Here is a 15,353-nt window from a genome sequence, read left to right on the forward strand (position 1 = left end):
TGGCAACCGTTACCTGATGGCGCGTACAACCGACCTAGATGTTTACTAATGCGAAACGGACTTGTTGCAGCAGGGGTCACTCCCTGCCGGACGACGATGGTTCGGGCAGCGGGCTATCGCTCCGTGATCGTGGCCATCTCTCGTTCGATCCGGTCGACGTCGTCGAGGATGGCTTCGATCTTCTGGCTCTGTTCGTGGTTGGCGGTCGTGACGTCCTCGATGGCCGTCGCTACCGCCGCCGCACTGTCGGCGATGGCGTCGATCATGCTGGCGATCTCCTCAGCGCTCGCAGCCTGATTGTCCGTCGCATTGGCGATCTCCGTGAGGCCGCGGTCGGTTTCGGTCACCGACGCGAGAATCGACTGTTGGTTCTCGACGACGCGTTCGAGATCCTCGGCCGTTCGCTGGATCGTCTCGTGGGTTTCGTCGACGTTCTCAGTAGTGTTGACGGCCATCTCGCGAACCTCGTCGACGATCCGCTCGATTTCTTTCGCGCGAGTTTGGGATTCGTCGGCGAGGTCTTTGATCTCGTTTGCGACCACGGCGAACCCGTCGCTGTCGCCGTCTGCCCTGGCCGCCTCGATGTTGGCGTTGAGCGCGAGGATGTTGGTCTGTTCGGCGATGTCGTCGATCACGTCCACGATCCCGTCGATCTCGTCGATGCGTTCGCGGAGGTGCTGGGCGTCCTCGGCTAACGCCTCCGAGCCGTCGGCCAGTTCGTCGACGCGGTCGATCGTCTCCTCCGCAGTCTCGACGGACTCGGTGGCGAGGTCTTTGGTCTCCTCGCTCTGACTGCTCACCTCCTCGGCGCTGGAGGCGATCTCTTCGACGGTCGCGCTGAAATCCGACACCTCGTGTTGGACCTCCGAGAGGTCGGCCGCCTGGTCCTGGGTGAGGTCGCTGATGTGTCGCGATTCGTCCGAAATCTCCTCGGCAGCCCCGCGGAGATCGTCCATTGCCCCTCGGACGCTCTCTGACAGCTCCGTTTGGAGAGACTGCAGCGATTCCTGTTGCTCGATGATCTCGGTCACGTCCGTGAGAACCTCCAGTGCGCCGACGGTCTCGCCGTCCGCGTTCGTAATCGGGACGGCGAGAGCCCGCGCGTGAGAGGATTTGCCGTCGCTCTTGTCGGACGAACGGATCTTGCTCTCGCGGACGGCCTCGCCGGTCCTGGCGACGCGTTCGGCCAGGGTCTCCGACTCGCCCTTCGTCTCGAAGACGTCGTACGCTTTCGTGCCGACGGCTTCCTCAGCGCGCATGCCGTGGAGTCGCGACACCGCGTCGTTCCACTGGGTGACGACGCCGTCCGTGTCGACGACGAACGCTGCTTCCGGAAACGCTTCGACGAGCGACTCGAACGCGGTCCGCCAGAACGCCGCCGCCCGGCTCTCGTCTGCTGGCGCTAGCCGGTCGGCATCGGTCTGTAGTGCCATGCTGTCCCTATCGTGCCCACCAGTAATCATAAAATTTCTCAAATTATCGCTGAACAGGCCAGTTCGTCCGAGGAGACCCAGCGGGGCACCGACGCTACGGAAAGGGAACGGCAGGTCCGTCGACGCTCACTCGCCCGAAAACTCGGGGTCGCGCCCGTCGAGGAAGGCCTCGATGCCTTCGTCCTTGTCGTCTGTGGCGAACAACTGCACGAACAGTTCGGACTCGTACTCGAGACCGGCGTCCAGGCCCATGCGCGAACTCTCGCGGACGGCGGATTTGGCCAGTTCGAGCGCGACGGGGCTCTTCTCGGCCATCGCCCCCGCCAGGTCGTAGACGCGCTCGTCGATGGCGTCTGCCTCGCAGACCTCGTCGACGAGTCCGATCTCGGCCGCTTCGGTGGCGTCGACGAGTTCGCCGGAGAGGATGAGGCGCATCGCCTGCCCCTCGCCGACGAGGCGGGGCAGCCGCTGTGTCCCGCCGCCACCGGGGATCAATCCGAGGTTGATCTCCGGCTGGCCGAGTTTGGCGCCTTCCTGTGCGATGCGAACGTCACAGGCCTGTGCGAGTTCGCACCCGCCACCCAGCGCGTGGCCGTTGATGCGAGCGATGACGGGGATCGACAGCTCGTCGGCGGTCTCGTAGATGCGCGGCATCTCGCTCGCCTCCCGCTGCTCGACGAGGTCGCGCTCGCGGAACTCCGTCACGTCCGCGCCGGCGACGAACGCGCCGGAGCCGTCGCCGCCCGTGAGGACGAGCACGCGAACGGCGTCGTCGGCCGCTGCCGTCGCGAAGGCGTCTTTCAGTTCCGTCCGGACCTGCTCGTTCAGTGCGTTCCGAGCGTCCGGGCGTTCGATGGCGATCGTGGCCACGCGGTCGGCGTGATCACCGACGGTCACGGAGAGCAGATCGTAGGACTGCGCGGCGAGCGACTCACTCATCGTCGGCCCCCCACTCGCCGCTCATGCCGACTTTCTCGCCGTCCTCCCAGACGTAGAACCCCTCGCCGGACTTCTTGCCGAGGTTGCCCGCGCGGACCTTCCGGCGGAGCGCCTGTGGCGGTTTGAACCGCTCGCCGAGTTCCTCGCGCAGGTGCTCGGCGATGTGGAGGCGGACGTCGAGCCCGACGTGATCGCCGAGTTCGATGGGGCCCATCGGGTAGCCGTACCCCTTCCGCATGGCCGCGTCGATGTCCGCCGGACTGGCGACGCCCTGTTCGACCATGCGAATCGCCTCCAGACCGAGGGCGAGCCCCAGCCGCGAGGTCGCGAAGCCGGCGCTGTCTCGGACGACCACGTCCTCCTTGTCGATTCCCCGGACGTACTCGATCGCCCGCGTCTCCGTCTCGTCGCTGGTCTGCTCGGCGACGACGATCTCGACTAAGTCCATGATGTGGGGCGGATTGAAGAAATGCAAGCCGACGGCGCGCTCCGGACGCTCCAGCGCGGACGCCATCTCGGTCACGGAGAGCGAGGAGGTGTTCGAGGCGACGATGGTGTCGTCGGGCGCCGCGGCCTCGACGTCCGCGAAGACCTCCTGTTTGAGGTCCATGTCCTCCGGGACGGCCTCGACGACGAGGTCGGCGTCCGCGACGGCCTCGGCGAGTTCGGTGGTCCCGGAGATGCGGTCGAGCGTCGCGTCCATCTCGGACTCGGTCACCTTGTCCCGTTCGACGCCCTCGGCGAGGTTCTCCTCGATCCCGGCGATCCCGTCGGCGACGAAGTCGGCCTCGACGTCGCGGAGGACGACGTCGTGTCCGGCCATCGCCGACACCTGTGCGATTCCGTGGCCCATACTACCGGCTCCGAGTACTGCGACCTGCATACTGGCACACTCAGAGAGTGCGGGCAAAAGCGTTTCTCACTGCAGTGTGTGACGGTGGGGCAAAGAGAAAACGGTAAACCGTCCGTTCCGCAATACGTCCGTATGCGAGACGCGTATCTCGTGGGCGCGGCCCAGACGGACTACGGGGCGTTCCCGCACGAATCGTATCGATCGCTGTTCGCGACGGCGTTCGAGGACGCCGTCGCCTCCGTCGACGGGGAGTTCGACAGGGCTGCCGTCGACGAGGCGTACGTCGGAACGCTCGGCGTGGGCGGGCGCCAGCTCGGCCTGAGCGGCCCGGCCGTCACCGAATACGTCGGCCTCGACGGGGCGTCGTGCACCCGCGTCGAGAATGCCTGCGCGGCGAGCGGGACGGCGCTTCGCCAGGCCACGCTCGCCATCCGGGCCGGCGCAGCAGACGTCGCCATCGCCGGCGGATTCGAGGTGATGACTGACATGAGCGGCGATCAGACGCGCTACTGGCTCGGCGTCAGCGGCGAGACCGAGTGGGAGCGGATGGCCGGGACCACCTTCGCCGGCGTCTACGCGCAGATGGCCGACGCCCACATGGCCGACCACGGGACGACCCGCGAACACCTCTCGCGGGTCGCGGCGAAGAATCACGCCAACGGTGCGAACAACCCCCACGCACACCTCGGGTTCGAGTGCTCGCTCGACGACGCGATGAACGCGCCGAGCGTCGCCGAGCCGCTCAACCTCTACGACTGCTGTCCGACCTCCGACGGCGCGAGCGTCGCCATCCTCGCCAGTCGAGAGGCGGCCGAGGAACTGACCGACACGCCCATCCGCGTCGCCGGCGCCGGCCAGGCCAGTTCACGGGTCGGCCTGTTCCAGCGGCCCACCCTGACCGGGATTCCCGCGACCACGGACGCCGCCGAGCAGGCCTACGACGAGGCGGGGATCGACCCCGCCGACGTCGACTTCGCGGAGGTCCACGACTGCTTCTCGATCGCGGAGCTGATGGCCTACGAGGACCTGGGCTTCTGCGAGAAGGGCGAAGCCGGTCCGTTCATCGAAAGCGGGGCGACGGAACCGGACGGCGACATTCCGGTGAACCTCTCTGGCGGGCTGAAATCGAAAGGGCACCCCATCGGCGCGACCGGCGGCGGGCAGGCCGTCGAGGTGTTCAAGCAACTCCGCGGTGAAGCGGGCGACCGCCAGGTCGCTGGCCTGGGTCGCGGCCTCGCACACAACGTGGGTGGCTCGGGCGGTGCAGTCACCGTCCACGTCTTCGAGGAGGGATGGGCGTGACCGACGCCATCGAGAGCGCGGGCGCGTACACGCCGCGGTTCCGCATCGACGCCGACGCGTTCGTCGAGGCCTGGGACTCGTTCGACGCGCCCGGCGTCGAGCGAAAGGCCGTCCCTGCGGCCGACGAGGACGCCGTGACGATGGCCGTCGAAGCAGCGACGGACGCGCTGGCCGGATCGGATCACGACCGTGACGAGGTCATCGGGCTCGCGTTCGCGTCGACTACGCCGCCCGTCGACGAGGGCGACGTGGCGGCGACCGTCGCGGAGATACTGGGGCTCGATCACGGCGTCGAGACGGCCGCGTTCACGCAATCGACCGGTGCCGGCGGCAGGGCGCTTCGCTGGGGCACGTCCGTGCCGGCGGGGCCGACGCTCGTGGTCGCCGCAGACGCACCGCGCGGGGAACCGGACGACGCCGTCGACCACGCGGCCGGTGCAGGCGCCGTCGCCTTCCTCCTGGCCGAGGACGGCCCCGTCGAGATCGTGGAGACGGCGACCTACACCGAGGAGTTCCCCGGGACGCGCTTCCGCGAGCGAGGAGAGGCGGCCGTGAACACGTACGACGCGACCGCGTACGAGCGCGAGGCGTACGGGACCGTCGTCGCCGGCGCGGTCGAAGCGCTGGACGAGGCGCCGACCGCGGTCGCGCCGACGGCCCCCGACGGCAAGCGACCCTACCGCATCGCTCGTCGGCTCGACGGTGACGTCGACGTCTACCAGACCGCGAGCGACCTCGGTGATACCGGTGCAGCCAGCCCGTTCTTCGGACTCCTGGCCGCGTGGGCCGACGACAGAGACGAGGTCACGCTCGTCGCGTACGGCGACGGCGCCAGCGCGGTGGCCGGCCGCGTGACCGGCACGCTCGACGCGACCTGGGACCGCGAGACAGCCGACGTCTCTTACGCCGAGTACGCGCGCAAGCGTGGCCACGTCGTCGCCACGGGAGGTGACGACTGATGGGGGCGTACCTCAGCGTGCCGTCGTGGTGGCGCAATCTCGACGGGCGCTACCGCCTCGTCCTCGGGCGGTGTCCGGACTGTGGCGCACACACCTTCCCCGCGGAAGGCGCCTGTCCGGCGTGCAACTCCACGGCCGACTTCGAGACCGTCGAGCCCGAGGGAACGGGCACGGTCGTCGCCCGAACGGTCCTCCAGGGCGGCATGCCGCCCGAGTTCGCCGACTACAGCACCCAGGAAGGAGACGTCGCCGTCGCCGTCGTCGAACTGGACGAGGGCGCACGCGTCCCGGGGATGCTGACCGACTGTGAGCCGTCGTCGGTCGAACGCGGGACGCGCGTCGAAGCCGTCGTTCGCCGCATCTACGAACAGGAAGGCATCGTCCGCTACGGTGCCAAGTTCAGGCCCCTCGACTGAAGGCGAGTGCCCGGCGGGGCTCCCGTTCGACGCCGGACCGAACTATTAATGTCATCGCCTCCGACCTGGACGATATGCTCGACTACGTCGACCTGGAGAGTGAACTGACTGAAGAAGAGCGCATGGTGCGTGACACCGCCCGCGAGTTCGTCGAAGAACAGGTCAAGCCGGACGTCGGCCAGCACTGGATCGACGGCACGTTCCCGAAAGACCTCATCCCGGAGATGGGCGAGCTGGGCTTTTACGCGCCCAACCTGGAGGGGTACGGCCTGCCGAACCTGAGCGAGACGGCCTACGGCCTCCTGATGCAGGAACTGGAAGCCGGCGACTCGGGACTGCGCTCGATGGCCTCCGTCCAGGGCGCGCTCGTGATGTACCCGATCCACGCCTTCGGGTCGGACGCGCAGAAAGACGAGTGGCTCCCGAAACTCGGCGCCGGCGAGGCCGTCGGCTGTTTCGGGCTGACCGAACCGGAACACGGCTCGAACCCCTCCGCGATGGAGACCCACGCCGAACGCGACGGTGACGGCTACGTCCTGAACGGCGCGAAGACCTGGATCACGAACTCCCCCATCAGCGACGTGGCAGTCGTCTGGGCCAAAGACCGGTCGAGCGACGGGACTCCGGTGCGCGGGTTCCTCGTCGAGACGGATCGGGACGGCGTCACCACGAACAAGATCGACGAGAAGCTCTCGCTGCGGGCGTCGATCACCGGCGAGATCGGGCTCAACGACGTCCACGTCCCCGAAGACAACGTCCTCCCGGACGTGGAGGGCATGAAAGGCCCGCTGTCCTGTCTCACGCAGGCGCGCTACGGCATCGCCTGGGGCGCCGTCGGCGCCGCGATGGACTGTTTCGAGACGGCCCGCGACTACGCGACCGATCGCGAGCAGTTCGGCAAGCCCATCGGCGGCTTCCAGCTCCAGCAGGAGAAGCTCGCGGAGATGGCCACCCAGATCACGAACGCCCAGTTGCTCGCCCACCGGCTGGCCACGCTCAAAGAGCGCGGTGACCTCCGCCCCGAGCAGGTGTCGATGGCCAAGCGCAACAACGTCCGGATGGCTCGCGAGCAGTCCCGCGTCGCCCGCGAGATGCTCGGCGGCAACGGCATCACGGCCGACTACTCGCCGATGCGTCACGTGACGAACCTCGAAACCGTCTACACCTACGAGGGGACCCACGACATCCACTCGCTCATCATCGGCCACGACCTCACCGGCATCCCCGCATTCGAATAAATGACCGCAGACACTGATCCAGTCGTCGTCGCTGCCCGTCGGACCCCACAGGGCAAGCAAGGCGGCGTCTACGCGGACGTGCGGAGCGAAGACCTCTCGGTTCCCCTCGTGAACGAACTGCTCGCCGAGACCGGCCTGACGGGCGCGGACGTCGACGACCTGCAGTGGGGCTGTGCGAAGCAGGTCAAAGAGCAGGGGAACAACCTGGCGCGGGTCATCGCGCTCCTCTCGGACCTCGGAGAGAGCGTGCCCGCGACCACCATCGACCGGCTCTGTGGCTCGTCGGCACAGGCCATCGCCGCCGCCTCGGACGCCATCCGGGCGGGCCAGCGCGAGTGCATCGTCGCCGGCGGCGTCGAGAACATGTCGCGCGTCCAGCGCGAGAAGGGCATCGACTCCTACCCCGGCATCCGCGAGCAGTACGACACCGACGCGCTCCAGATGGGCATGACCGCCGAGGCCGTCGCCGAGCGATTCGACGTGAGCCGCGAGGCACAGGACGAGTACGGCGCTCGCTCCCAGCAGCGCGCCGTCGCGGCCACGGAAGCGGGGCGCTTCGGCGAGGAGATCCTCCCCATCGACACCGGCGAGGAAGTGGTCACCGAAGACGAGGGCCTGCGCCCGGACACCACGACAGAGAAATTAGCCGAGTTGCCCACGGTGTTCAAAGACGACGGCACGGTCACTCCGGGCAACGCCTCGCAGATCTCCGACGGCGCGGCCGCCGTGATGCTCACGTCTCGGCGGTTCGCCGACGAGCACGATCTGGAGATCATGGCCGAAGTCGGCGCTCACGACGTCGCCGGCGTCGACCCCGAGATCATGGGTATCGGCCCGGTGCCGGCGGTCCGCGGCCTCATGGACCGCACCGGCACGACCATCGACGACTACGATCTGGTCGAGTTGAACGAGGCCTTCGCTAGCCAGACGCTGTACTGCCAGCGCGAACTCGGCATCGACGACGACGTGTTCAACGTCAACGGCGGTGCCATCGCCATCGGCCATCCGCTCGGGGCTTCGGGCGCCCGCCTGCCCGTGACGCTCATCCACGAACTGCACCGCCGCGACGCGGACCGCGGACTCTCGACGATGTGTATCGGCTACGGGCAGGGCATCGCCATCGAGTTCCGGATTCCCTGAGCCGGCGGCTCGCTGGGTTTCGGCGCGCGAAAAGCGGGACGGACACGACTTGTCCTACGAGAAGTGACGTCCCGTCGTCGTTACAGGAGGCGGTCGGCGATAATATTCTTCTGAATCTCGCTGGTGCCCTCGTAGATCTTCGTGATGCGAGCGTCCCGGTAGTAGCGCTCGACGGGGTGGTCGGAGACGTAGCCGGCGCCGCCGTGCACCTGGATGGCCTCGTCGGCCACGTCGACGGCGTGCTCGCCGGCGAATAGCTTCGCCATGCTGGCGAACTTGGCCGCGAGGTCGTCGTCACCGTTCTCGACCTGGGAGGCAGCGCGATAGGTCAGCGAGCGAGCGGCCTCGACGTTCGTGGCCATCTCGGCGAGTTTGTGTTCGATCGCCTGGAGCTCGCCGATCTTCTGGCCGAACTGCTCGCGCTCGCCGGCGTAGTCGAGCGCGGCGTCGAGCGCCGCCTGGGCGGCCCCGACGGCCTGGGACGCGACGCGAGTGCGACCGGAGGCGAAGAAGTCCATCAGCTGGTAGAACCCCTCGTCGACCTCGCCGATGACGTTCTCCGCGGGGACGCGGACGTCGTCGACGATGACTTCCGCGAGGTCGGAGGCGCGAATGCCGAGTTTGTTGTCGATCTTCTCGGTTTTGAAGCCGTCCAGATCGGTCGGCACCAGGAACGCGGTGATGCCGCGGTGGCCCTCGTCGGGCGAGGTTTTGGCCATCATGACGCCCACGTCGGCGACCGTGCCGTTCGTGATCCACATCTTGTTGCCGTTGAGGACGTAGCCGTCGCCGTCCTTCTCCGCGCGGGTCTCGATGCCGGCCACGTTCGACCCGTGGGCCGGTTCCGAGATGGCGGAGTAGGAGGCGGCCTCCCCGTTGGCGATCTTGGGGAGCCACTCCTCTTTCATCCACTCGTCGCCGTACTTGATGATCATGTTCGTCCCGAAGCCGGCCGAGCCGACGGCGCTCCCGATGCCGGGGTCGGCGCGCCAGAGTTCCTCCGTGACGAGGACCGCCTCGAGCAGGTTCATGCCCGCGCCGTCGTATTCGAGCGGAATGTGCGGGGCGACGAAGTCGAACTCCGCGGCCTTCTTGCGGAGCTCGATCGGGTAGGATCCCTCCTGGTCGTGTTCCTTCGCGACTGGTTTGATCTCGTTCTCGCCGAACTCACGGACGGCCTGCCGGATTGCGCGGTGCTCGTCCGATAGCTGGAACGCCATGTGGGGAAGTTACGCGTGGCATGTAAAATATATTCTGATATTCTGAACTGCCGTTAGATTATGTCCCCAACCAGTAACAAGATGGAAACCCCAGGCCGCGCCGTTAGCCGTCCTTCCGCAGTTCGTACTTCTGGACTTTGCCGGTGGTAGTGCGCGGCAGTTCGTCGCGGAACTCGACGATCCGCGGGTGTTTGTACTCCGCGAGGTTGTCGAGCGCGTACTGTTTGATCTCGTCTGCGGTCACGTCGTCCCCAGGTTCGTACCCAGGTGCGGGGACGATAAGGGCCTTGACCGTCTCGCCGCGACGGTCGTCGTCGATGCCGACGACGGCCGCGTCGGCGACCGCGTCGTGTTCGTAGAGGAGTTCCTCGACTTCCCGCGGGTAAACGTTGTAGCCGCCCGTGACGATCATGTGTTTCTCACGGTCGACGACGTAGACGAAGTCCTCCTCGTCCCAGTAGCCCAGATCTTCCGTGTGGAACCAGCGTTTACCCTCGGCCTCGGTGAAAGCGGACTCGTTGGCCGCCGGGAGTCCGTAGTAGCCCTGCATCACGTTCGGACCGGCCACCACGAGTTCGCCGACGATTTCGTCGAGGTCGACGTCCGACTCGTCGACGGGGCCTTCCTCGACTCTGGGCATCTCCTCGAAGTCCTGATCGACGATCTTGGCGTCGACGTTCTCGACCGGCTGGCCGATGCTCCCCTTGCGACGTGCACCGGGCCGGTTCGCGTGCGTGACCGGACTCGTCTCGGTCAGCCCGTACCCCTCGAACAACTGCGTCTCGAACAGGTCCTCGAACCGCTCGAGGACCTCCATCGGGAGGCTGGAGCCGCCGGAGTTGACGAACCGGAGCGACGAGAGGTCGCGCGCGTCCGCGTCGGGCTGGTTGATCATGTCGTTGAACATGGCCGGGACGCCGTACATCACGGTGATCGCCTCGGTCTCGATGAGGTCGAACACTGTCTGCGGGTCCCACTCGGCCACGGGGTAGTAAGTCGCGCCCGTGAACACGGCGGCGTTCATCACGGCCGACATCCCGTAGATGTGGAACAGCGGCAGCGTCCCGACGAGGTCGTCGTCGGGGCCGATCGACGGTTCGGGCAGCGTCATGTTCGCTCGGGTGTTCGACGCGAGGTTGTGATGCGACAGGAGGACGCCCTTCGGCTTGCCGGTCGTCCCGGAGGTGTAGGGCTGGACGGCCACGTCGTCGTCGGCGCGGTCGACGACGGGGACCGTCTCGTCGGCGAGGAACGCCTCGAAGTCGGTCGCGCTCTCGACCGGTTCGCCGACGCTGACGACGGTCTCGACGTCGGTCTCCGGCTTGACCTCGGCGACCGCCTCGGCGTTCGCAGAGAGGGTGACGACGGCTTTCGCGCCGCTGTCGGCGAGGAGGTGGCTGATCTCGCGGGCCTTGTACTGCGGGTTCATCGGAACGACGATGCTCCCCGTCCGGAGCGCCCCGTAGAACGCGGTCACGAACTGCGGCAGGTTCGGGAGGTAGATGGCGATGCGATCGTCTTCACCGATTCCCTGCTCGTTGAGCGCGGCCGCGAACTGTCCGGTGCGCTCCCAGAACGTCTCGTAGGTCTGCTCGTTTCCGTCGAAGGAAATCGCCACGGAGTCGGGCGTCGACGATACCGTATCCGCCACTTCCGCAACCAGATTCGTCATGACAGTGTGCTAGCCTTGCCACCTCGATACAAAAGCCTTCTCGATTGTGAGCCTTCCCCGTGGCGTCAGCAGAACGCGGGCGGTTCAGTCAGCGAAGGAGAGCGATCAGAAACGCGGTCCCGAAGGAGGTGGGGGTTACCGGTTACGCAGTTCTGTCGCAGGCGTGACTGCGCTGGGGAGCCGGTCGAGCTGGGCGAGCGCCAGGCCGACGAGAGCGATCGTCGCGGTCGCGACCTGAAGCATCGTTGCGGTGCTCGGTCCGACGTAGCCTGACAGTGCCGGACCGTACAGCGCCCCGAGCGCGAGAACGAGGTAGACGACGCGGTGGGGAATCCCGAGGACGTGTCGGCCGTCGAAGCCGATGGTGACGGCGGTCAGCGCGATGACGCCGACGAACACGCAGAACGCGGCCACGGGCGTTCCGGTCACGGTCCACGTGACGAGGCTGTCGTTCACGACGAGCGAGAACGGGATGAGAAAGCCCGCGATCCCGATGCGGAGCGCCTGTTTCGCCGAGGTGAGGAAGCCGCTGTCCGCGATGCGCGAGGCGACGGCGACCCCGACGGCGACCGGTGGCGTGATCGCCGAGAGCATCGCGAAGTAGAACACGAACAGGTGGGCCGTGATCTCTGCGACGCCGAGTTCCTGCAGCGGCGCCGTCAGCAGCGCCGCCACAAGTACGTAGGCGGCCGGCGTCGGCATCCCGAGGCCGAACAGGATGCTGGTCAGCATCGCCAGGATCAGCGCGATCAGCAGGACGCCGCCCGCCAGCGCGACCATCCGGAGACTGATTTTCCCGGACAGCCCGGTCTGGGTGAGCATCTTGATGATGACGCCCATCGCGGCCAGCACGCCGACCAGCGGCGCCATGTCGAGGGCGCCCTTCATGAACCCGCGCAGGGTCTTCACCGTCGTCGCGAACAGCTGGTTCACGACCGCACTGACGGTCGAGTTCGTCGGGGCTCCGTCGTCGGCCCCCGTGACCCAGTCGTCGGCCGGTTCGTCACCGATGACCAGCAGCGTCACGTCGCGAACGTACATCACGGCGATCAGCGTCAGGACAGTGTACAGCCCGGTCGCCAGCGCTGACAGCTGCATCACCGCCAGCGCGTAGACCAGCACTGCCATCGGGACGAGGAAGTATCGGGCCTGGAAGAACCCCTCGACGGCGTCGACGAGCTCCGTCAGCCCACCGCTCATTGAGGTGGCAATCGCGCCGTGAACGTACCGCCCGGCAAGGAGCGCGCCGAGCGTCGCGACGCCCGACAGCGCGAGCGGCAGGTCTGCGACCCGGCGACTCGCGTAGAACGCCCCCACGGCGAGGGCGAAGTACGAGACGATCACGAGCGCGTGCTTGCTGAACAGGACTTCGAGGATGCCGCCGGTGTCCTCGCCCTCGTCGCTGGTCCAGCCGTACCGAAGCACGGCGAACTGGACGGCGACGCCGACGCTGAAGTAAAACAGGAGCGCGGGGATGAGGCCGGCCTGGATGATGCGGACGTACGGCGCGCCGATGAAGTCCGCCATCAGGAACGCGGCGACGCCCATGACGGGCGGCATGATCTGACCGCCGCTGGAGGCGACGGCTTCGATGGCAGCCGTGAAGTCCTCGCGGACGCCCTGGCGCTGCATCATCGGGATGGTGAAACTCCCGGTCGTCGCGGCGTTGGCCGCGGCGCTCCCGGTGATCGATCCCATTGCCATCGAGGAGATGACGGCCACGTGGACGATCCCGCTGCGGAGGCGCTTGCCGAGGCGTTGGCTCAGATCGAGGATGACGTCCAGGATGCCGTACGCTCTGGCCAGGCCGGCGAACATGATGAAGATAGCCACGTACTTCGCCCCGGCCTGGGTGATGAACCCGTAGACGCCGGAGCGTTCGAGCTGGGCCGCACCGTAGAGCGTCACGTCTCGCAGGCTCAGGCCAGTGTGCTGGAGGAAGCCGGGGAACGCCGAGCCGAACAGCGCGTAGAGGACCGACCCGACGCCGACCAGCGCGATGGACCAGCCGTAGGCTCGTCGCGTCGCGTCGATCGCCAGCACGACGACGACGAGCCCCAGCGTGAGGTCCGTGTTCGAATAACCCATCAGGATGGCGTTCCCGGTCAGCCGGTCGTACCCGGTCACGAAGTAGTACCCAGCGCCGGCCGACACGAGCGTCGCCGCGAGACACACCACTGCGTCGAGTCGCACGTAGAGGCGCTGGACGGAGTCGCCGAATCTGCTGACGAGCGGGCCGTCAACCACCGACGTCCCCTTCGCGACGTGTTCGTACGCGAGATAGAGGTAGTACAGTGAGAGGCCGAAATGGAAGAACACCATTCCGTGGATGATCTGTGTGAACGGTCGGGCCCAGGCGTAGTAGACGGTGTATCCGGTGAGCGCGACCGCGAAGAGCGACACGAAGGGTAACAGCAACATCTCCGGGACGGAGCGCTCGAAAAAGGCAGTACGCAGCCCACGTGGTGACGTTGCTGAATCGTCGGGTGTTTCGGTCATGACTGAATTGTGAGGGAAGCCGCTCTACTGTGCTGTTCCGCGCTCGAACTCGTCGGACCAGAGGCCCTTCTCCTCGTAGAAGTCAGCCGCAGCGGGGTGGAACGGAATCCCAGTGTAGGCGTGTTTCACCCACGAGTCGCCGTTCGCCATCGGTGCGAGGAGTCCGGTCTGCTCTTGGAGGCCCTTGCGCTGTTCCCACAGCGTCTCGAGGAACGACTTCAGCGTGTCGTAGTCGTGATCTTCGCGAACGATGAAGTTGTACGCCAGCGTCGGGGTGCTCAGCGTCTCCGGCGTGTACCCGTAATCGTCGAACTGACTCATGTCGATGTCCGAGACGACGATCGCCGGATCGTCTTCGAGCTCCGAGACGATCTCCTCGGGCCAGTTAAGCACCCGGAGATCGACGGTGCTTTTCATTTGTTGGAGCCATCCCGGCTCGATGGAGAGGTTGACGTACGTCGCGGCCCCGACGTCCAGCCGACCCTCGCTCATCGCGCCGGCCTGGTCGCCGTAACTGACGCTCGTTCGGTTGTAGTCGTCGACCGCGAAATCGAGCGCGTATTCGAGCATCTCCGCCGTCCCCGCACCTCTTGGGGTCGGCGAGACGTTCGAGTCCGCCGTGATGTCGGTCACGCTCGTCCAGCCGTCGTTCGCGGTCGCCAGGAACCACGCCAGATCGTACAGGTGGAACACCTGGTTCGGCTGGTACGCGAGATCGCCGAACGGTTTCTCGCCCTGACGGATCTTGTTCGCGGTCCAGTTCTGGACGTAGGCGATCTCCGTCTTGCCCTGCACGACCTCGGACACGTTGCGGTTCGTTCCCTGACTCGGTCGCGCGTCGACTTTCACGTCCGAGTTCTGGCTGACGGCCGAGGAGATGACCTGGCTCATCGAGTAGGCCGCCGTCGTCTCCGACGCCGTCTTCATGATCATCTCGCCGTCAGAGCCAGGCGCCGTCTCGCTCGCGCCACCCGAGTCACCGAAACAGCCCGCGAGGGCGCCCGTTCCGACCATTCCAGCCGTCCCGACCGATCGCTTGAGGAATGACCGTCTGGCTATACCCGTTGTTTTGCGATTACCACGCATAGAAACGGCATTAACATTCATGTCCTAAATGACTTTCTATGCGAAATGTGTTGTGAACTCACTGCGTAGAGCTAACAACCAATGTCGTCGGAGCTGCCGATCCCTGTGCCGTGTGCCAATATTTGCACGTTTCACGGTGGAATTTACCACTCGTTGACGACTGGCGACGGGCCGCCTGGATGGGTTAGAATATATTAATTTCCACTGATATTTAAGGAACGCTAACGGGTGGCCATTCGGAAACGTTTAACCGGGATCAATCGAGAGTCTCAGGTGAGTATGAAGATTCTTGTCACGGTAAAGGAGGTGGCGGAAGTCGAAGACGAGTTCGAGATTTCGGGCGACGACATCGCCGAGCAGTATCTCGAATACGACCTCAACGAGTGGGACGACTACGCCGTCGAGGAAGCCGTCCAGATCAGCGAGGAAAACGACGACGTGGAAGTCGTCACCGCCACGATCGGCCCGGAACGGTCCGAGGAGACCATCCGGATGGCCCTCGCGAAGGGCGCCGACCGTGCCGTGCGCGTCTGGGACGACTCCATCGAGAGCGCCGAGTACCTCGACACCGACTCCAAAGCCGACCTGCTGGCTGC

At 66.3% G+C, this 15,353-nt stretch carries 13 protein-coding genes; 6 read left to right on the forward strand and 7 right to left on the reverse strand.

The features are described from left to right. Positions 1–113: 113 nt before the first annotated feature. The 3 genes from MU553_RS23440 to MU553_RS23450 all read right to left on the reverse strand — a co-directional run bounded on the left by MU553_RS23440 (position 114) and on the right by MU553_RS23450 (position 3,255). Entirely contained in the window at positions 114–1,433 is a 1,320-nt protein-coding gene (locus MU553_RS23440) for a methyl-accepting chemotaxis protein (protein WP_247382245.1), read from the reverse strand. Between the two features lie 126 nt (positions 1,434–1,559). After that, entirely contained in the window at positions 1,560–2,372 is an 813-nt protein-coding gene (locus tag MU553_RS23445) for an enoyl-CoA hydratase/isomerase family protein (RefSeq protein ID WP_247382246.1), read from the reverse strand. After that, positions 2,365–3,255 (reverse strand): 3-hydroxyacyl-CoA dehydrogenase family protein, encoded by an 891-nt coding sequence (locus MU553_RS23450; protein WP_247382248.1) that lies wholly within the window; start codon positions 3,253–3,255, stop codon positions 2,365–2,367. Before MU553_RS23450 ends, MU553_RS23445 begins: the two co-directional genes overlap by 8 nt. Before the next feature lie 102 nt (positions 3,256–3,357). Between MU553_RS23450 and MU553_RS23455 the strand changes: the two genes are divergently transcribed. The 5 genes from MU553_RS23455 to MU553_RS23475 all read left to right on the forward strand — a co-directional run bounded on the left by MU553_RS23455 (position 3,358) and on the right by MU553_RS23475 (position 8,280). Then, on the forward strand, positions 3,358–4,527 hold the full coding sequence (locus MU553_RS23455) for a thiolase domain-containing protein (protein ID WP_247382251.1): 1,170 nt from the start codon (positions 3,358–3,360) through the stop codon (positions 4,525–4,527). Further along, positions 4,524–5,486, forward strand: a complete 963-nt coding sequence (locus tag MU553_RS23460; protein WP_247382253.1) for a hypothetical protein — start codon at positions 4,524–4,526, stop codon at positions 5,484–5,486. The genes MU553_RS23455 and MU553_RS23460 overlap by 4 nt, the downstream gene beginning before the upstream one ends. Continuing rightward, positions 5,486–5,902: a Zn-ribbon domain-containing OB-fold protein gene (locus MU553_RS23465; RefSeq protein ID WP_247382255.1), complete on the forward strand. Its 417-nt coding sequence runs from the start codon at positions 5,486–5,488 to the stop codon at positions 5,900–5,902. Before MU553_RS23460 ends, MU553_RS23465 begins: the two co-directional genes overlap by 1 nt. Positions 5,903–5,976: 74 nt before the next feature. Continuing rightward, positions 5,977–7,140, forward strand: coding sequence for an acyl-CoA dehydrogenase family protein (locus MU553_RS23470; RefSeq protein WP_247382258.1), 1,164 nt, complete (start codon positions 5,977–5,979; stop codon positions 7,138–7,140). Then, the gene (locus tag MU553_RS23475) at positions 7,141–8,280 is read left to right on the forward strand and encodes a thiolase family protein (RefSeq protein ID WP_247382260.1); all 1,140 of its coding nucleotides are present in this window, start codon (positions 7,141–7,143) and stop codon (positions 8,278–8,280) included. It abuts the gene before it with no gap. A gap of 80 nt (positions 8,281–8,360) precedes the next feature. Here MU553_RS23475 and MU553_RS23480 read toward each other — a convergent pair whose 3' ends face one another. The 4 genes from MU553_RS23480 to MU553_RS23495 all read right to left on the reverse strand — a co-directional run bounded on the left by MU553_RS23480 (position 8,361) and on the right by MU553_RS23495 (position 14,685). Continuing rightward, positions 8,361–9,500, reverse strand: coding sequence for an acyl-CoA dehydrogenase family protein (locus MU553_RS23480; RefSeq protein ID WP_247382261.1), 1,140 nt, complete (start codon positions 9,498–9,500; stop codon positions 8,361–8,363). Between the two features lie 103 nt (positions 9,501–9,603). Further along, entirely contained in the window at positions 9,604–11,172 is a 1,569-nt protein-coding gene (locus MU553_RS23485; protein ID WP_247382262.1) for a long-chain-fatty-acid--CoA ligase, read from the reverse strand. 135 nt (positions 11,173–11,307) lie between these two features. Then, complete coding sequence (locus tag MU553_RS23490) at positions 11,308–13,671, reverse strand: TRAP transporter permease (protein WP_247382263.1); 2,364 nt, start codon at positions 13,669–13,671, stop codon at positions 11,308–11,310. 24 nt (positions 13,672–13,695) lie between these two features. After that, positions 13,696–14,685 (reverse strand): TAXI family TRAP transporter solute-binding subunit, encoded by a 990-nt coding sequence (locus tag MU553_RS23495; protein ID WP_247382264.1) that lies wholly within the window; start codon positions 14,683–14,685, stop codon positions 13,696–13,698. Between the two features lie 351 nt (positions 14,686–15,036). Between MU553_RS23495 and MU553_RS23500 the strand changes: the two genes are divergently transcribed. After that, positions 15,037–15,353 (forward strand): electron transfer flavoprotein subunit beta/FixA family protein (locus MU553_RS23500; protein ID WP_428222025.1); only part of this gene is annotated, 317 nt, incomplete at its 3' end.

This window comes from Halorientalis brevis (assembly GCF_023077655.1).